The following is a 17818-nucleotide window of genomic DNA, read 5'->3' as shown; positions in this document are numbered from 1 at the left end:
GGAGGCACGCGATGGGGATCCGCTTTTTCTCGGACAAGAACCGACCCGTTCACATGGGGCCTTTTCCGCTGGAACGGCTGCGGCGACAGGATGCGCTGCCCGATCTGTCGGCGCTAGCGCCCATGCCGGTGCTGAGTTTCGACCGCCCCGAGCAGCCCGACAGCATCGTCAACGCGATGGGCGAGTTTCAGGCGATGCTGGACACCATCCGCGATGGCTTCGTCAATCCGGCCCGGGCTGAGATGCCCGGCGATCTGGTCGAGCGCGCCAACCACCTGAAGGCATTTGGCTATTTCAACGATGCATCGATGATGGGTTGCGGGCCTCTGCCGCCGCAGGCGCTGCTGGACCAGCCCCGGCGCAACCCCGATATCGACCGGCTGGCCCATGCGCTGCAGACCCGGCAGACAAAGACCCTGGCCTCGGGGATCGACGTGATCATGGCCGACCTGCGCGACAGCGTCGCGGCCCAGCCGGGGCCGATCACCGCCCATCTCCATGCCATCGTGTTCCTGTACGAACATCACCGCGACCCCGATCCGGCCGAGCCCGGCGCCGAGTGGATCCTGGATGCGCAGGATCACCGCGCCTGCCTGCTGGCCACCGAAAACGCGGTGGTGATCGCCAACTACATCCGCTTGTTGGGGTATGACGCGCGGGCGCATTCGGTGATGTCCTCGGACGTGGATCTGCCGCGCCTTGCCGCCGCAGCCGGGTTGGTCTGGGCCGAGGATGGAACCGCCGTGGCCCCCTGGCTGGGGCGTCGGTTCGGGCTGGCCGCCGTGACCACCGAGTTGGAAATCGCCCATGATCGACCGCTGGCCCCGCGCGACCGGCAGCCGTGGTTCAGAACCCAAGGCCCCGCGTGGTGGCTGGGCGCGGGTTTTGCCAAAAGCGCGCTGAACCGCGACCCTTTCGCCCGCCGCCGCTATGTCGATGGCGCGCACCCGTTCGAGACGCTCAAACGCGTGGACAGCCCGACCACCTATATCGACGAAGCGAACGTGCCCCGCGTGCCCAAACGCGCCGACATGTTTGCGCGGGCGCAGTTCGGCGACATGGGCAAACCGCTGCAGGACGCGGCGAAGGGCGGGCACTACGTCCGAAAATCCGCGCCCAGCTTTGCCCAACGGCGCGCGCTGGGGGCGTTCGTCCTGCTGCAGGACGGTGACAGCGCCGAGGTCGCCAGACCCACCGATGCCGAGCGCAACGCGGCGAACATCAAGGCGGCCAGCTATTTCCTGGGCGTCGATGCCTTAGGCCTCAGCCGCTGCCCCGAATGGGCGTGGTATTCCCACGACGCCACCGGCGAGGAGATCGTGCCGCCCCACGATCAGGCCGTCAGCATGATCATCGACCAGGGTTATGAGACGATGGAGGGCGCATCCGGTGACGACTGGATCAGCGTTGCCCAGTCGATGCGCGCCTATCTGCGGTTCTCGCTGCTGGGTGGGGTATTGGCCCGTCAGATCCGCAATCTGGGCTACAAGGCCAAGGCGCATACGGTGATGGATGGCGAAGTGCTGCAGCCGCCGCTGCTGTTGCTGTCGGGGCTGGGCGAGGTCAGCCGCATCGGCGAAGTCATTCTGAACCCGTTCCTGGGCCCGCGCCTGAAATCGGGCGTGGTGACCACCGACATGCCGATGGCGCATGACAAGCCCATCGATTTTGGCCTGCAGCGATTCTGCGAAAGCTGCAACAAATGCGCCCGCGAATGCCCCTCGGGGGCGATCACCGCCGGGCCCAAGCTGATGTTCAACGGCTACGAGATCTGGAAATCCGACAGCCAGAAATGCGCCACCTACCGGATCACCACGCCGGGCGGGGCGATGTGCGGGCGCTGCATGAAGACCTGCCCGTGGAACCTGGAAGGGCTGTTCGCCGAACGCCCGTTCCGCTGGGCTGCGATGACCATTCCCGTCGCCGCGCCCGCGCTGGCGAAACTGGACGATGCGCTGGGCAATGGCGGGCTGAACGACACCAAGAAATGGTGGTGGGATCTGGAGCTGCAGCCCGACGGCGGCTATCGCCCCACCACGCACCCGCTGAACCGGCGCGATCTGCAAAAGGATATGGACCTGAAATACGAGGATCAGACGCTGGCCGTCTATCCGGCCCCACTGGCCCCGCACCCCTGGCCCTATCCCTTCGCGATGGACCGCGAGGCCGGGATCGCCGCCTATCAGGCCATGGTCACCGCCGACGAATACAAGGCCCGTCTGGCTGCGGGCGATGTGTCGGTGGTGCATCGCTACACGATTGCCGGCGACGCCCCGGTCATCCGGGTCGAGGTGACGAAGGTTGAGAAGATGACGGCAGACGTCACCAAATACGAGTTCTCCACACCAGATAGTACGCCCTTGCCGGATTGGACGGCCGGCGCGCATCTGGATGTGCTGGTGGCGCCGGAATTCCTGCGGCAATACTCGATGTCCGGAGACCCGGCCGACCGCATGACCTATCAGATCGGGGTCCTGCGCGAGGATCAGGGCCGCGGCGGATCGGCCCTGCTGCACCGGATCTTCACGCTGGGCCGCAAGGTGTTCGTGTCAAAGCCGATCAACCATTTCGAACTGGATGAGACCGCCTCCCGCACTCTGTTGATGGGCGGCGGCATCGGCATCACCCCGATGATCGCCTTCGCGCATCGCCTGCACGCGCTGGGCCGTGATTTCGACCTGCATTATTCCGTCCCCTCACGGGAAAAGGCCGGGTATCTGGCCGATCTGGCCGCAGCGCCCTGGGCGGACCGCGTGCATCTGCATGTCTCGGATGAGGGCACCCGCGCCGATCTGGACGCGATCCTGGCGGGCTATCGCGACGGCCGGCATGTCTATACCTGTGGTCCGGACCGCTACATGGAGGCGGTGATGCAGGCTGCCGAATGTCAGGGCTGGCCCGAGGAGGCCCGGCATCTGGAGTATTTCTCGGTGCCCGAGCAGCCCGATTTTGAAAACCACCCGTTCACCCTGCGGCTGGCACGGTCAGGGCGTGACCTTGAGGTGCCCGTCGACAAAGACGCGGCGCAGGTGCTGAACGAGGCCGGCATCCATGTCGACGTGAAATGCGCCGACGGCATCTGCGGCGTCTGCAAATGCGGGCTGATTGCGGGCGAGGTCGAGCATCGCGATTTCGTCCTGTCGCGCAAACAGCGGGAATCGGCACTGATTCTGTGCCAGAGCCGCGCGGCCGAGCCGGGCGGGGTGGTCGAGATCGACCTCTGACCCCGGTCGGAAAGCGACATTTTCAGGCGAAAAAATAGGTCGCGCGGGCCATGGACGCCGCCGCGCGGCTGCTCTAACGTCGCCCCAAACCCAGTGAACCCTGACCAACAGGCGCGAGGTACAATCATGCAATATCACCGCCCCGCCAGCTTTGCCGAAGCTTCGGATCTGGCTGCCCATGCTACGGGCATCACGCGGTTTCTGGCCGGCGGCACCGACGTTCTGGTGCAACTGCGGTCCGAGATCGTGACCCCCGACACCCTGATCGACATCAAGACCATCGACGGCGTACACGCCATCACCCGCCACGCCGATGGCAGCTGGACGCTGGGCGTGGCCGTCACCGGTGCCGAGATGAGCGAACACCCCCAGTTGGGCCGAGAGTGGCCCGGTGTGGTCGAGGCAATGGACCTGATCGGCTCGACCCAGATCCAGGGCCGTGCCACGCCGGTTGGCAACTTGTGCAACGGCTCGCCCGCCGCCGACTCGGTTCCGGCCATGGTGGCCGCAGGGGTTACGGCGACGGTGACCGGCCCGAATGGCGATCGGGTCGTAGCGGTCGAGGGCATCCCGACCGGCCCCGGCAAGACCTCGCTGGCGCAGGGCGAGCTGATCTCGGCTCTGCACATCCCGGCGCGGGGCGCGAGTGGCGGCGACGCCTATCTGCGCTTCATTCCGCGCACCGAGATGGACATCGCCGTGGTCGGCGTGGGCGTGAACCTGCGCGTCGATGGCGACACGATCACCGAGGCCCGCGTTGCGCTGGGGGCCGTGGCACCCACCGTCCTGCTGGTCGAAGACTGCGCCAAAGCGATCATCGGCACCACGCTGGACGATACCGCGCTGGCGGCGCTGGCCGCCGCCGCTTCGGCCGCCTGTAAACCCATCGACGACAAGCGCGGCACGATCGAATTCCGCACCGAAGTGGCCGGCGTTCTGGCAAAACGCGCCGCGAAAATCGCCTATACCCGCGCCAAGGGAGAGACCGCATGACCAAACATCACGTCACCACCACCGTCAACGGCGACACGGTCGAATACCTGTGCGACGCGCGCGAAACCCTGCTGGACTGTCTGCGCGACAAGCTGAACCTGACCGGGGCCAAGGAGGGCTGCGGCACCGGCGATTGCGGGGCCTGCTCGGTCACGCTGGACGGGCGGCTCGTCTGTTCCTGCCTGGTGCTGGGGGTCGAGGCCGAGGGCAAGCAGATCGAAACCATCGAAGGCATGGCCGAGGGTGAAACCCTGCACCCGTTGCAGCGCAAGTTCATCGACCATGCCGCGCTGCAATGCGGGGTCTGCACACCGGGCGTTCTGGTCGCCGCCAAGGCGCTGCTGGAAAAGAACCCCGACCCGACCGAGGAAGAGGCCCGCTATTGGCTGGCCGGCAACCTGTGCCGCTGCACGGGTTATGACAAGATCATCCGCGCCGTTCTGGAGACGGCCGCCGAGCTGCGGGAGGCTTCGTAATGGCACTCGACGATCGCAAGTCGCATTTCACCTTCGTGGGCACCCGCCCGAACCGTCCCGACGGGTTGGACAAGGTCACCGGCCGCGCCCGGTTCGGGGCTGACGTGACCGCGCCGGGCATGCTGTTCGGCGCCATCCTGCGCTCGCCCCACGCCCATGCGCGGATCGTTCGGATCGACACCTCGAAGGCCGAGGCGCATCGGGACGTTAAAGCCGTGGTCACCCGCGCCGATTTTGCCGATGTCCCGTTCAAGCCCGGGCTCGAGGGCGAGTTCTGGAACGTTCTGGAAAACGTCATGGCCGGGGAAAAGGCGCTCTATGACGGGCACGCGGTGGCGGCGGTTGCGGCCAGTTCGGCGCTGGCGGCGCGGGATGCGCTCAAGCTGATCGAGGTCGAATACGAAGTGCTGCCCCACGTCACCGACGTGGACAAGGCGATGGCGCCCGGCGCTCCGGTGATCCGCGAGGGCGCGGCCGATTATTCGGTGCCCGAGGGCATGCACCCCAACGTGGTGCGCTATCACGAAAGCGGCCACGGCGATGTCGAGCCGGGCTTTGCCGAGGCCGATCTGGTGATCGAGGATCACTTCGTCACCGAGGCCACCCACCAAGGCTATATCGAACCGCACGCCTGCCTTGCCTCGCTGGGTGCTGACGGCAAGGGCGAGCTGTGGTGCTGTACCCAGGGCCACTGGATCGTGCAGAAAACCTGCGCGGCATTGCTGGGGATCGAAACCGCGCAGCTGCGCGTGACCGCATCGGAAATCGGCGGCGGGTTCGGCGGCAAGACCACCGTGTTCATCGAACCGGTGGCGCTGGCGCTGTCGCGCAAGGCCAACCGTCCGGTCAAGATCGTGATGTCCCGGTCCGAGGTTCTGCGGGCCACGGGGCCGACCGCCTCGGCCTCGATGGACGTCAAGATTGGCATGAAGAAAGACGGCACCATCACCGCCGCCCAGGGCGTGTTCCGCCTGCAGGGCGGTGCCTTTCCGGGCGCGCCGGGCGACATGACCGCGATGTGCGCCTTTGCGCCCTACAACCTGACCAACGTGCGGCAGGTGGGGTATGACGTCATGTCCAACCGCCCGAAACAGGCCGCCTATCGCGCGCCCGGCGCGCCGATGGGGGCGTTTGCGGTGGAGTCCGTCATCGACGAACTTTGCAAGAAACTGGTCCTCGACCCGATCGAGGTTCGCCTGAAGAACGCCGCGCGCGAGGGCACCAAGGCCAGCTATGGCCCCACCTATGACCGGATCGGCCTGGTCGAGACGCTCGAGGCCGCCAAGGGCCACCCGCATTATTCCGCGCCGCTGAAGCCGGGGCAGGGGCGGGGCGTCGCCTGCGGGTTCTGGTTCAACCACGGGGGCGAGACCTCGGTGTCCCTGGCCCTGTCCGAGGACGGCTCGGCGCAGCTGATGGTCGGCACGCCCGATATCGGCGGCTCGCGCGCATCGATGGCGCTGATGGCGGCCGAGGTGCTGGGCATCCCATACGAGAACATCCGCGTGACCATCGCCGACACCGCCACGCTGGGTTACAACGACGTCAGCCACGGCTCGCGCGTGACCTATGCCAGCGGTCTGGCCACGATCAAGGCGGCGCAGCACGCGGTCGAGAAACTGTGCGAACGCGCGGCGGCCAAATGGGGCATCCCCGTGGACGCGGTGAAATGGGAAAACGGCTGCGCGGTGCCGTCCGGCCCCAACGCGGGCGATTTCGACCCGCTGCCGCTGGCCGAGATCACCGCCGACATGGGGCGCACAGGTGGGCCGATCTCGGGCCATTTCGAGGCGACCCCCGAAGGCGCCGGCGTGTCCTTCGGCACCCATATCGTCGATGCCGAGGTCGATCCCGAAACCGGCAAGACCTCGATCACCCGCTACACGGTCATCCAGGACGCAGGCAAGGCGATCCACCCGGCTTATGTCGAGGGCCAGTTCCAGGGCGGCGCGGCGCAGGGCATCGGCTGGGCGCTGAACGAGGAATACATCTACGGCGAGGATGGCCGGCTGCAGAATCCGGTGTTCCTCGACTACCGTATCCCTGTGGCCAGCGACCTGCCGATGATCGACACGGTGATCGTCGAGGTGCCCAACCCGGGCCACCCGTTCGGCGTGCGTGGCGTGGGTGAAACCGGCATCGTGCCACCGCTGGCGGCCATCGCGAATGCGGTTTCGAACGCAGCGGGCGTGCGGATGCGGCGACTGCCGATGTCGCCGCCGCGCATTCTGGCTGCGCTCAAGGGCAATGGTTGAGGTCCATCTCTGGTCCGGTCTCCGGTCGCTGACCGGGGGCCAGGAAGTGGTGCAGGTTCAGGCTGCGACAACCGGCGAGCTGCTGCGCGAACTGGTGCGCCTTCATCCGCAACTGCAGGCCCCGATCGACGCGGGCGTGTCCGTTGCCGTCAATGGCAGGATCATTGCAGCGGGTCTGTCCGAACCTATTCCCGAAGGTGCCGAAGTCTATCTGATGCAGCGACTGCGGGGCGGGTAGAATTGTGAAATCGGCGGGGGAGGACCGGAAGCCCCGGTCTTGAATTCGGCGCTTCGGCCTCACCCCTGGTCCTACCGAAGTACCCCCTCGTTAAAAAAACACCATCAAACGGATCGGCAGGATTGATCCGCTATGTATTGCAATATTGGCATTAGTATTGCGGGAAGGTGTCAGATGTGTGTGATTTCCGGCCATGCGTGGTTGACGTCGGGGAAGTTGCGCCTGCAAAGATATCGAGGCGTCGTGCAGCGGAATCCGGGTAAAAACTGGAATATGGTGCTGCTGGAGAGAATTGAACTCTCGACCTCTCCCTTACCAATGGAAAGACCGAACGGAAAATTATCTTTATATTACAAATACTTAATTGAAAAGGTTGGGTGGGCTGCACGGATTTTGCACGGATCTCGTCAACCCTTTTAGGTTAGATCGAGCAAAATGCGGTGATTTTAACCGTCTGACTTTTTCGAGGTTTTCAATCAACCGACGCGAACTTGCCGCTGAAATGTGTGTAAATTTGTTCTGAAGAAGAGCAGCGATGTCCTCGGACAGGTCGCATGCGCATAAGAAGGGACAGGCTTATCGTTATTCACTCCGTCAGAGTTGCATTGCTGAGCAAACCCCGCGTACAACGATACAGGAGAACAGAAAAAAAATGGGAAGAAGCAGTGTAATGCGTCTCGGTGCACGTAAGCTATGAATAGGCTTGCCTTAGATACCAGCGAGGTAAGCCTCAACTCTATTTCACCGATGCGAGAAATGGGCGCATACGAGGCCCTTTGGACGCGACAAGGGATGTCGTGGAAGAAGATGGCCGATCTTTTCCGGAATGACAAAACGGCGCTCCCGTCTGACTTTGTTCCCCGTGCCGAAGCAGACGATATGGCGCGCCGAGTTATGAGTATGCTCAAGGATCGTGGCGTAAACCCGTTCGGAGTACGGATTCATCACGCGGGAGAGTATCCGCTAAAACTGCGAGATGCTCGAAATCCAGTAGAAATGCTTTATTATCAAGGCACCTGGGAGCTTTCAGAAAAGCCTGGATTTTGCGTCGTTGGAAGCCGAAAAGCTTCCGAAAACGGCCAAAAAAGAGCCGCACGTTTGGCAAGAGAATTGGTCAAGAGAGACTATGCCGTGGTATCGGGTCTCGCAACCGGTATTGATCAAGCTGCGCACAGTGCAGCGATCGAAGCGGGGGGTACTACTATCGGCGTGATAGGCACACCTCTTGGAGAGTATTATCCTAAGGAAAATAGAGCTCTTCAAGATCGTATTGCCAGAGAGCATCTGCTTATTTCACAGGTACCAGTTGTACGATACTCGGAAGAGCCTTTCCGCAACAAGAGGCAGTACTTCCCGGAACGAAACGCCACTATGTCTGCCTTGACTATTGGAACAATCATTGTCGAGGCAGGGGAAACTTCGGGTACGCTGACACAAGCTAGGGCGGCGTTACATCAAGGGCGCAAACTATTCATTCTGGAAAGCTGCTTCCAACGAGAAGACATTAACTGGCCCGCCAGATTTGAAGCACAAGGCGCCATCCGCGTCAAAACGCCAGACGACATATGGAACGCAATTGACTAACCCACCTATTCGTCTTTCAGAAATCGATGACGCAACAAGAGACGCTCATTCTCGTATTCGTATAGGCGACAGGTGTCTCTATTTGCGAGAAAAGACTTCGGGTCGAAACTACGATTTCAGTGATACTAACAACCTTATTTCCAATTTGAAAAAGCCGGTTACTAGCAGCCCGGCCGTCAAGCAGTACAAGGAGCGAGCGATTATTCAGTGTGCTGCAGAATTTCGTGGTTCGCTGAATCCAGAATGGCTGGATGAGGCCACGCTTGTCCCAGTGCCGCCATCCAAGGACGTTGCAGATCCTGCTTACGACGATCGTATGGAGAGAATCTGCCGGTTGATTAGGCAGGGACAAGATGTGCGCAACCTCGTCGTGCAAACTGGGTCGATGGTGGCAAATCACGCACGCGGTGCAGGCGCGCGTGTCACAGTGGAAGAGCTGTCTTCTGCATATTCGATAGCCGAAGAACTAACGAACCCAGCGCCCAAACAAATTGGAGTGGTTGACGACATGCTGACGACCGGAACGCATTTCCGAGCAATGCACGAAGTTTTGTCAAAGCGATTCCCGGGCGTGCCCATAATAGGCTTATTCGTAGCTAGACGAATATTCCCTGACTGATCTTATCGCTGATAGAAATCAAATCTCAAAATCATCGGAAATACCTCCGAAGCCAAAAGGGTCTTTGGGGTCAAAGTCTGGAAGTTGTTCAACTGGGACATTGTACGGGTTGGTTAGTTGTGCATGCGTTGTGCGTCCACAAACTAGAGCCCCTTTAACTTTTAAAGATTTTTCGCGAAGTCTTGCAGCACAGGCTTGAAGGTGGCCACCGCTGGTGAGAACATCATCGATCAAGATTCGGTCGGCTCCCGCTGCCCCTTTTTGTTCGAAGGTCAAATTAGGATACAAGTCGTAAGCTAGGCGAGAACCACCTTTGCTCGAGGGAGTTTTTTGCTCTTTCCAGCGAAGCTCGTCATAGGCTTGAACGTTACCACCGACCGCCTCCGCGACTTGGGCGGCTAGTTCAAAAGTTCGAAACCCTTCACCATCGAACACTGCCGAAGAATTGGGAACCGGAACTAAGACAACTTCCTCTTCAGGATGATCCAGACTGCTTCGTATGAAGTTTGCAGCCCATGCCGACCAAAGAGCACAACCTTGCTCGGGTGTGTCGGGGCCAATTGTGTAGGTGCGCCCTTTGTACGTCAGCCGTTTTGAGTATCCGCCGGGCGGGCGCCCTTTGACAGATTTCACGATTTGTATAGCGGTGTAGTCTCTGTCTCGCATTTTTTCGACTTCGTCAGTCAAGTACTGCGCCATAGCTTTGACATGCAGGACCATCGATTTTCTTTTCCAATCAATAAAGTATGTTCATCGCGAGAGTTATCGCTCTTCATGCGAGACTGAAAGATCTAATTCGCAAACACTTTTTTGAAGCTGACACCCAATAAGGCCTACCCCTTTTTTGGGCGCTTTGCTTTGCATCGGATCCACAATTCATTGATTCTGTATAATAAACAGTACGTATTTCACGAGTGAAATGTGCACGGATTTTGCACGCATTTTCCGTGCAGTTTCGCGCACTTCACCGCGCTTTTATGCGTTTCACAAAATACGGTGAAAGCGGATTTTCGGAAAAACCGGGATCAGGGGGAAAGCCAAAGTCCTTGTTTTGTAAGGGATTTTTGGGTGAGTTTTGGGGTTTGGATGGTGCTGCTGGAGAGAATTGAACTCTCGACCTCTCCCTTACCAAGGGAGTGCTCTACCTCTGAGCTACAGCAGCGCTGTGGGCGGGTGATTAGACTCAAACGAAACGGGGCGCAAGGGTCTCTGGACGGTTTTTTTCGCCTCCTGTAGAGAAAGATCATGGCAGAGAAAAAATCACCCAAAAAACACGGACAATCCGGATCCGCGCGCGAAGATCGGCTCAAGGCTGCCCTCAAGGCAAACCTGGCGCGGCGCAAGGCGCAGGCCAAGGCGCGCAGCGCACAGGATGACCGGCTGGGACAGCACAAGGACTAAGAGCAGATGGATTCGATTCTGGTAACGGGCAACGGGCCGCTTCACGGCCAAATTCCGATCGCGGGGGCCAAGAATGCCTGTCTGACGCTGATGCCGGCCACGTTGCTCAGCGAAGATCCGCTGACGCTGACCAACGCGCCGCGTCTGAGTGACATCAAGACCATGACCGCGCTGCTGCAGTCGCTGGGGGCCGAGGTGTCGGCCCTGCAGGACGGGCAGGTTCTGGCGATGTCCAGCCATGATCTGACCAGTCACACGGCCGATTACGAGATCGTGCGCAAAATGCGGGCCTCGAACCTTGTTCTGGGGCCGCTATTGGCGCGTTTCGGGCAGGCCGTGGTGTCGCTGCCGGGCGGCTGTGCCATCGGGGCGCGGCCGATGGACCTGCATGTCGAGGGGCTGGAAGCACTGGGTGCCGAAATCGAGTTGAAGGACGGCTACCTGCACGCCAAGGCGCCAGGTGGATTGAAGGGCGCCGTGCATGAAATGCGCTTTGCCTCAGTGGGTGCCACCGAGAACATCGTCATGGCCGCGACGCTGGCCAAGGGCACCACGGTTCTGAAAAACGCCGCACGCGAGCCCGAGATCGTGGATCTGATTCAATGCCTGCGCAGCATGGGCGCGCAGATTGACGGCGAGGGCACCTCGACCATTGAGATCCAGGGTGTCGACCGCCTGCACGGGGCCACGCACCAGGTGGTCACCGATCGGATCGAGCTGGGTACCTACATGCTGGCCCCCGCCGTTTGCGGCGGTGAGGTCGAACTGCTGGGCGGCCGCCTGTCACTGGTCGAATCCTTCGTCGAGAAGCTGACGGCCGCCGGGGTGGATGTCGCCGAGACGAAACAGGGTCTGAAGGTCTCTCGCAGGAATGGCCGGGTGCGCGCCGTGGACGTGGTGACCGAGCCGTTCCCGGGCTTTCCTACCGATCTGCAGGCGCAAATGATGGCGCTGATGTGCACGGCCGAGGGAACCTCGGTGCTGGAGGAGCGGATTTTCGAGAACCGCTTCATGCACGCCCCTGAACTGGTGCGCATGGGCGCGCAGATCGAGGTGCATGGCGGCACCGCGACGGTGACCGGGGTCGAGCGTCTTAAGGGTGCGCCAGTCATGGCCACCGATCTGCGGGCCTCGGTCTCGCTGATCCTGGCCGGGTTGGCGGCCGAGGGCGAAACAACCGTCAGCCGGGTCTATCATCTGGACCGCGGATATGAGCATGTGGTCCGCAAGCTGGAAGGCGTGGGCGCGAAAATAGAACGGATCAAGGGCTGATGGCAGACGCAACATTCGAAGACGGGCGCGAGGCGCCGCTGAACCTTGGCGCATTGGATGCCGAGGACCTCAAGGTGATCGCAACGCTGACGCAGGATGCGGTTTTTCCGGTCAGCGAAATGACCTGGCAACCAACCCGCCGCCGCTTTGCCTTGCTGCTCAACCGGTTCCGGTGGGAGGACAAGGAAGCAGCCGAGCGCCGTGGTCGGGAATTCGAGCGGGTGCAGTCGCTGCTGGTATTCGACTCGGTCCTGTCGGTGTCCAGCCAAGGGGTTGATCGATCCGACAAGGACCTGATCCTCTCGGTTCTTGATATCGAGTTCCACCCTTCGGAAGATGGCACGGGCGACGTGCTGCTTGTGCTGGCCGGAGATGGCGCGATCCGTTTGACGGTGGAAGCTGTAGAGGCAAAGCTCAAAGATGTGACCCGCCCCTATCGTGCGCCTTCGGGCAAGGCCCCTCGGCACCCGGACTGACATGCAGAACAAGCGTGGCATTTCGCAGGCGCTGTCTCCGGGGCAGGCCGGCGTGTCGCTGCGCCGGGCCACCGTGTTCGACGTGTTTGGGGTGAGTCAGGTTCTGGTCCGCTCCATCACCCGACTGTGTGAGGCCGACCACGGAAATCAGCCAGACAAGATCGCAGCGTGGACTGCCAACAAGGACCCGCAGACCGTTCGCAACTGGATCACGTCGGGCGCCCAGATCTGGCTGGCCGAGCGGAACGGGCATGTGGCCGCCGTCGGTGGGCTGCGCGCACCGGCCGAGATTTCGCTGCTTTATGTCGATCCTGACCACGCAGGGCAGAGAGTCGGTGCCGCGCTGCTGTCCCGGCTCGAGTCTGAACTGGCCCTGTCCGGGGCCACCACTGTTCATTTGATGTCAACCAAGACCGCGCTGGGCTTCTATCGCCGGAACGGTTGGGTCACGGCGGGGGAGCCCGCGGACTGGAACGGCATTCCCCAATTTCCCCTGCGCAAATCGCTGCACCCCTCGGGCTGAGGGTTGAGGCCCGCCCCGGCGGGCGATAAGACCCGTTCAAACGCCCCGGAGTACGCAAATGCCCGTTTTCCTCGACACGACATCCGCCGATTTCGAAACCGGTTTCCAAGCCCTTCTGTCCGCCAAACGCGAAGACAGCCCCGATGTCGACGCCGTCGTGGCGCAGATCATCGCCGATGTGCGGTCGCGTGGCGATGCCGCCGTGATCGAGCTGACCGCGAAATTCGACCGGCTGGAGCTGTCGCCGGACACGCTGGCCTTCAGCGCCGCCGAGGTGACGCAGGCCATCGCGACCGTCAGCGACGATGACCGCGCGGCGCTGGAACTGGCCGCCGCGCGCATCCGCGCCTATCACGAGCGCCAGATGCCGCAGGATCAGGAATGGACCGACGAGGCGGGCGCGACCTTGGGCTGGCGCTGGTCGGCGGTCTCTGCCGCGGGGCTTTACGTGCCGGGCGGGTTGGCCTCCTATCCGTCCTCGGTGCTGATGAATGCCATTCCCGCAAAGGTGGCCGGGGTCGAGCGGCTGGCCATCGCGGTGCCCACGCCGGACGGGCAGGTCAACCCGCTGGTGCTGCTGGCCGCGCGCCTGTCTGGCGTCGACGAGATCTATCGCATCGGCGGCGCTCAGGCGATTGCCGCTCTGGCCTATGGCACCGACACGATCGCGCCGGTGGACAAGATCACTGGACCGGGCAACGCCTTCGTGGCGGCGGCCAAAAGGCGGGTGTTCGGCAAGGTGGGCATCGACATGATCGCCGGCCCCTCCGAGATCCTGGTGATCGCGGACAAGGACAACGACCCCGACTGGATCGCGCTGGACCTGCTCAGCCAGGCCGAGCATGACGAAAGCGCCCAGTCGATCCTGATCACCAATGATGCCGGTTTCGGCCGCGCGGTGGCCGAGGCGGTGGAAAAACGGCTGGAGACGCTCGAACGACGCGCGATCGCCGGGGCCAGCTGGCGCGACTATGGTGCGGTGATCACCGTGCGCGACTTGAACGAGGCCGCCGCGCTGTCGAACCGCATCGCTCCTGAACACCTGGAACTGTGCGTGGCCGATCCGGCGGCGCTGAGCCGCAAGACCATCCACGCCGGCGCTATTTTCCTGGGTCAGTACACGCCCGAGGCCATCGGCGACTATGTCGGCGGGCCGAACCATGTGCTGCCCACCGCACGCTCGGCCCGGTTTTCGTCGGGGCTCAGCGTGATGGATTTCCTCAAACGCACCACGCTCAGCCACATGACCCCCGAGGCCCTCCGTGCTATCGGGCCGGCGGCCGAGCAACTGGCGCGGTCGGAAAGCCTGGAGGCGCACGGGTTATCCGTGGGCGCGCGGCTCAAGCGGCTGAACGGTTGACGGCCATCTGACCTTGCGTCCGGCCCGTTTCCCGCGTTGTCCCTCGGGCATAGGTGCGCTAGGTCTGGCCTGACCTGAACGGAAGTCGATGACCATGACCCGCATTTCGCATATCGAACTGGACGATCGAAACCTGCCACCGCCCACGCCCGAGATCGAGCAGGAGCGCAAGGTTGCGATCTATGACCTGCTCGAGGAAAACTCGTTTGCCCTGCCCAAACGTGACGACCGGCTGGTGCCCGACGGCCCCTATCATGTGCAACTGTCGATCCGCGACAAGCGGCTGGTGTTCGACGTCACCACCGAAGACAGTCAGAAAGCCGCCGAGTTCCACCTGTCACTGGGTCCGTTCCGGCAGGTGGTCAAGGACTACTTCCAGATCTGCGAAAGCTATTTCGATGCGGTCAAGACCCTGCCGCCCAGCCAGATCGAAACCATCGATATGGCCCGGCGCGGCATCCATAACGAAGGCAGCCGGGTTCTGCAGGAACGGCTCGAGGGCAAGGCCGAGATCGACACAGACACCGCCCGCCGCCTGTTCACGCTGATCTGCGTGCTTCATTTCGGAGGCTGACGGGTGAAGCCTCTGCCGCATTCGGTCCTGTTCTGCTGCGACCACAACGCGGTGCGCTCGCCCATGGCCGAAGGCATCATGAAGAAATTCTACGGCACGGGCACATATGTGCAGTCGGCCGGGGTACACAACGACCTGGAAATCGACGGGTTCAGCATCGCCGTCTGCCAAGAGATCGACGTGGAACTGTCACGCCACCGGTCGCGGTCGTTCGACGAGATGCAGGAATGGGGGGATGACCTGGGATCATTCGACCTGATCGTGGCCCTGTCGCCTGCCAGCCAGCGCAAAGCGCTGGAGCTGACGCGGGTTTTTCACCTCGATGTCGATTATTGGCCAATAATGGACCCTACCGGACTGGGCGAGACGCGCGAGGAAAAGCTACACCACTATCGCCAGACCCGCGATCAGATCATCAAACACCTGAAGGATCGTTGGGGGGAACCTACGGAGATCGCATGACCCAGACCGTACAAGCCTATTTCGATGCCTTCAACGCCGGGGATGTCACCGGCATGCTGGCCTGCCTGTCCGATGACGTGGCCCATCACGTGAACGAAGGCAAGATCCGCGTAGGCAAAGAGAAATTCGCCGAATTCTGCGCGCATATGAACCGCTGCTATCGCGAGACCCTGACCGACATGGTGATCTTCGAGGCCCAGGGCAGCACCCGCGCGGCCGCTGAATACATCGTTAACGGCACCTATCTGGAAACCGATGCCGGCCTGCCCGCGGCCTCGGGCCAGTCCTACCGCCTGCCCGCCGGGTCGTTCTTTGACCTCAAGGACGGCAAGATCACCCGCGTGACCACCTATTACAATCTTGCTGACTGGGTGAAACAGGTGTCGGGTGGCTGAGGTCACGAAGGTCCGCGCGCTGACGGGGCCGGCGCTCGAGGCGGCGCTGGACGACGTGGCGCGCCTACGCATCGCGGTGTTCCGGGACTGGCCCTATCTCTATGACGGCGATCTGGACTACGAGCGCGAATACCTGCAATCCTACCGCGACAGCGACCAGGCGATCGTCGTCGGCGCCTTTGACGGCGACCGGCTGGTCGGAGCCGCGACCGGCGCGCCGCTGGCTGACCATGCCGAGGATTTCGCTGCCGCTTTCGACGGCACCGGGCTGGACCTTTCGCAGATCTTCTATTGCGCCGAATCCGTACTGCTGCCCGCCTATCGGGGGCAGGGCGTCGGACATGCGTTCTTTGACCTGCGCGAGGGTCACGCGAGGGACTTGGGCTTTGCCAAATGTGCCTTTTGCGGCGTGCAGCGTCCGGGCGACCACCCGATGCAGCCGGCCGACTATCGGCCGCTCGACCCGTTCTGGCGCGCGCGGGGCTATGCGCCCCTGCCCGGCGTGATCGCCCGATTTTCGTGGAAGGACCTGGGCGAGGACTCGGAAACCCTCAAACCGTTGCAGTTCTGGATCAGGGATTTGTGAACCCGCCGCAACGCGTTGTGTGTGCCCGCTGGCACGCGCGCCGACAGCCGTTCGTCTAGCCGCGACAATCTTCGAGGATCCGTCGATAGAACGCTCCTCGTGCTCCAGCGCCCAATGGTCCTGCGACACATTCCCGATCCAGGTTCAATTCTCCCACGGGCACGATTTGCCGCGCGATTTCGGGCGGTGTCGTTTCGTCAGACGTTCCCGTCCTCCAATCGTGAAATGCGGAGGAGTATCGAACGACCGCTCCGCTCGCTGGCAAGTCAAGCAACCCACCTTCGGCAAAGAACGTCAGTCCGTCTCCCATTTCTTCCCCGATGAGTTTGAGCCTGTCACCCAAGCGATGCTTGAGGATGGCGACAAACACGATCGCGGCGGAGAACGTGAATTTATCGACAAGTACGACGACCCGCTGACTTGCGCTTTGCGCGATTGCGTCGATCAAAGGCATCGTCAGAAGAAAATCACCGCCGGTGTTTCCGCGAACGTCAAAAAAGAGTGTTTTGTCAGAGCAAGCGCGCACGCGATCCGCTGCCTCGGATATGGCTTTGCGCAGCGCATCTTTGCCTGGGTCAAAGAAGCTCGGCAGTTGAATTGAAAGCCCAAGTGCCTGCCAATCCTCAATCTCCACAAAGCTCTCGGGTTCCCATGCTGGATCGGCTTTGCCGTGCTCGTTTCTCGGGTAGAGCGTCGACGCAGGAACGGTGTTTCCATTTGCTACTTTCAGATTGGTTGTCTGCCCGTTTTCGTCCTGCACGTGATACTCGGTCATACCGTCGTCGGACGAAAATCCCAGCCGTTCCAACGCGTGCGGCCAAGCCAGGATAATCGGACCGATGACCCGCTTCCTCTGGCGCGTTCCCGCCAGAAATTTGTCCGCCGCGGCCTCGATTTCGCTTACAGCTGCGCCATTGACTGCCAGCAGCTTGCCTTGTGGGGCGATCACCCTTGATGCCGATCCAAGGACTTGGACGGAACGCCCCACGCTCACGAACCGCAGAGGCAACACCGAGATGGCATCATTTGGGATCAGCCTTGTGTGCCCGTTGTTGGGAAGTGCCACAAGGCGCATCGCCGACAGCAGAAATGCCTCGACCGAGCCCTCAAGTGCGTATCGCCGACTGTCGCTGACACAGCTGTCTATCGCCGCCCTTTCGATCCGCCAAAAGCTGGGGTCGTTTGGCAGGACAGTCTCCAGAATGAGCTCCAGGTCATCGATCAGCGACATGGGTCACAGTGCGCATGGCCGATCGGCAATGTCCAGATTGGGTGCGGGTCCGGCGCTCTCCCGGCCCGGACCCTCGCTTTGCAAGGCTATGCATCGAACCAAAAGTTTCTGTTGCAGGGCGCAGCCCGATTGGCCTGTACACCGGTCAA

The 17818-nt window shown here is 62.0% G+C and carries 18 protein-coding genes and 1 tRNA gene; 16 read left to right on the top strand and 3 right to left on the bottom strand.

Going from position 1 to position 17818, the window contains the following annotated elements; all coding sequences use genetic code 11:
- The first annotated feature begins 11 nt into the window (after positions 1 to 11).
- The 7 genes from ACR0DA_RS10375 (at position 12) to ACR0DA_RS10345 (ending at position 9389) form a co-directional block, all read left to right on the top strand.
- Positions 12 to 3224 (top strand): reductive dehalogenase, encoded by a 3213-nt coding sequence (locus ACR0DA_RS10375; RefSeq protein WP_480753849.1) that lies wholly within the window; start codon positions 12 to 14, stop codon positions 3222 to 3224.
- A 126-nt stretch (positions 3225 to 3350) separates the two neighbouring features.
- Positions 3351 to 4217 (top strand): FAD binding domain-containing protein, encoded by an 867-nt coding sequence (locus ACR0DA_RS10370; RefSeq protein WP_480753848.1) that lies wholly within the window; start codon positions 3351 to 3353, stop codon positions 4215 to 4217.
- Positions 4214 to 4693, top strand: coding sequence for a (2Fe-2S)-binding protein (locus ACR0DA_RS10365; protein WP_170368885.1), 480 nt, complete (start codon positions 4214 to 4216; stop codon positions 4691 to 4693). The genes ACR0DA_RS10370 and ACR0DA_RS10365 overlap by 4 nt, the downstream gene beginning before the upstream one ends.
- Positions 4693 to 6948 (top strand): xanthine dehydrogenase family protein molybdopterin-binding subunit, encoded by a 2256-nt coding sequence (locus ACR0DA_RS10360; RefSeq protein ID WP_480753846.1) that lies wholly within the window; start codon positions 4693 to 4695, stop codon positions 6946 to 6948. The genes ACR0DA_RS10365 and ACR0DA_RS10360 overlap by 1 nt, the downstream gene beginning before the upstream one ends.
- Positions 6941 to 7186 (top strand): MoaD/ThiS family protein, encoded by a 246-nt coding sequence (locus ACR0DA_RS10355; RefSeq protein ID WP_040633350.1) that lies wholly within the window; start codon positions 6941 to 6943, stop codon positions 7184 to 7186. Before ACR0DA_RS10360 ends, ACR0DA_RS10355 begins: the two co-directional genes overlap by 8 nt.
- A gap of 693 nt (positions 7187 to 7879) precedes the next feature.
- Complete coding sequence (locus ACR0DA_RS10350; RefSeq protein ID WP_170648407.1) at positions 7880 to 8770, top strand: DNA-processing protein DprA; 891 nt, start codon at positions 7880 to 7882, stop codon at positions 8768 to 8770.
- A gap of 82 nt (positions 8771 to 8852) precedes the next feature.
- The gene (locus ACR0DA_RS10345; protein ID WP_480753844.1) at positions 8853 to 9389 is read left to right on the top strand and encodes a hypothetical protein; all 537 of its coding nucleotides are present in this window, start codon (positions 8853 to 8855) and stop codon (positions 9387 to 9389) included.
- A gap of 18 nt (positions 9390 to 9407) precedes the next feature.
- On the opposite strand, the gene ACR0DA_RS10340 is transcribed toward ACR0DA_RS10345, so the two are convergent.
- On the bottom strand, positions 9408 to 10109 hold the full coding sequence (locus ACR0DA_RS10340; RefSeq protein ID WP_480753842.1) for a phosphoribosyltransferase: 702 nt from the start codon (positions 10107 to 10109) through the stop codon (positions 9408 to 9410).
- A 367-nt stretch (positions 10110 to 10476) separates the two neighbouring features.
- Positions 10477 to 10551 (bottom strand) — tRNA-Thr (locus tag ACR0DA_RS10335).
- 83 nt (positions 10552 to 10634) lie between these two features.
- Between ACR0DA_RS10335 and ACR0DA_RS10330 the strand changes: the two genes are divergently transcribed.
- From ACR0DA_RS10330 to ACR0DA_RS10290, 9 genes are all read left to right on the top strand, one after another.
- Entirely contained in the window at positions 10635 to 10790 is a 156-nt protein-coding gene (locus tag ACR0DA_RS10330) for a hypothetical protein (protein ID WP_170447007.1), read from the top strand.
- A gap of 6 nt (positions 10791 to 10796) precedes the next feature.
- Positions 10797 to 12062, top strand: coding sequence for a UDP-N-acetylglucosamine 1-carboxyvinyltransferase (murA, locus tag ACR0DA_RS10325; protein ID WP_480633503.1), 1266 nt, complete (start codon positions 10797 to 10799; stop codon positions 12060 to 12062).
- On the top strand, positions 12062 to 12538 hold the full coding sequence (locus tag ACR0DA_RS10320) for a DUF2948 family protein (RefSeq protein WP_480753840.1): 477 nt from the start codon (positions 12062 to 12064) through the stop codon (positions 12536 to 12538). Before murA ends, ACR0DA_RS10320 begins: the two co-directional genes overlap by 1 nt.
- Position 12539: 1 nt before the next feature.
- Positions 12540 to 13061, top strand: coding sequence for a GNAT family N-acetyltransferase (locus ACR0DA_RS10315; protein WP_480753839.1), 522 nt, complete (start codon positions 12540 to 12542; stop codon positions 13059 to 13061).
- A gap of 58 nt (positions 13062 to 13119) precedes the next feature.
- Complete coding sequence (gene hisD, locus ACR0DA_RS10310) at positions 13120 to 14421, top strand: histidinol dehydrogenase (protein WP_480753837.1); 1302 nt, start codon at positions 13120 to 13122, stop codon at positions 14419 to 14421.
- 94 nt (positions 14422 to 14515) lie between these two features.
- Entirely contained in the window at positions 14516 to 14995 is a 480-nt protein-coding gene (locus ACR0DA_RS10305) for a UPF0262 family protein (RefSeq protein ID WP_093962859.1), read from the top strand.
- A 3-nt stretch (positions 14996 to 14998) separates the two neighbouring features.
- Complete coding sequence (locus ACR0DA_RS10300) at positions 14999 to 15457, top strand: arsenate-mycothiol transferase ArsC (protein ID WP_170358064.1); 459 nt, start codon at positions 14999 to 15001, stop codon at positions 15455 to 15457.
- Entirely contained in the window at positions 15454 to 15852 is a 399-nt protein-coding gene (locus ACR0DA_RS10295) for a ketosteroid isomerase-related protein (protein ID WP_170362805.1), read from the top strand. Before ACR0DA_RS10300 ends, ACR0DA_RS10295 begins: the two co-directional genes overlap by 4 nt.
- A complete protein-coding gene (locus tag ACR0DA_RS10290; protein WP_170601546.1) occupies positions 15845 to 16438 on the top strand; it encodes a GNAT family N-acetyltransferase in 594 nt (197 codons plus the stop codon). Before ACR0DA_RS10295 ends, ACR0DA_RS10290 begins: the two co-directional genes overlap by 8 nt.
- A 55-nt stretch (positions 16439 to 16493) precedes the next feature.
- On the opposite strand, the gene ACR0DA_RS10285 is transcribed toward ACR0DA_RS10290, so the two are convergent.
- On the bottom strand, positions 16494 to 17669 hold the full coding sequence (locus tag ACR0DA_RS10285) for a S41 family peptidase (protein ID WP_480753836.1): 1176 nt from the start codon (positions 17667 to 17669) through the stop codon (positions 16494 to 16496).
- Positions 17670 to 17818 lie beyond the last annotated feature (149 nt).

This window comes from Ruegeria sp. CI8 (genome assembly GCF_056536865.1).
The sequence above is the reverse complement of the archived record's forward strand: the minus strand, read 5'-3'. Positions and strand labels throughout refer to the sequence as shown.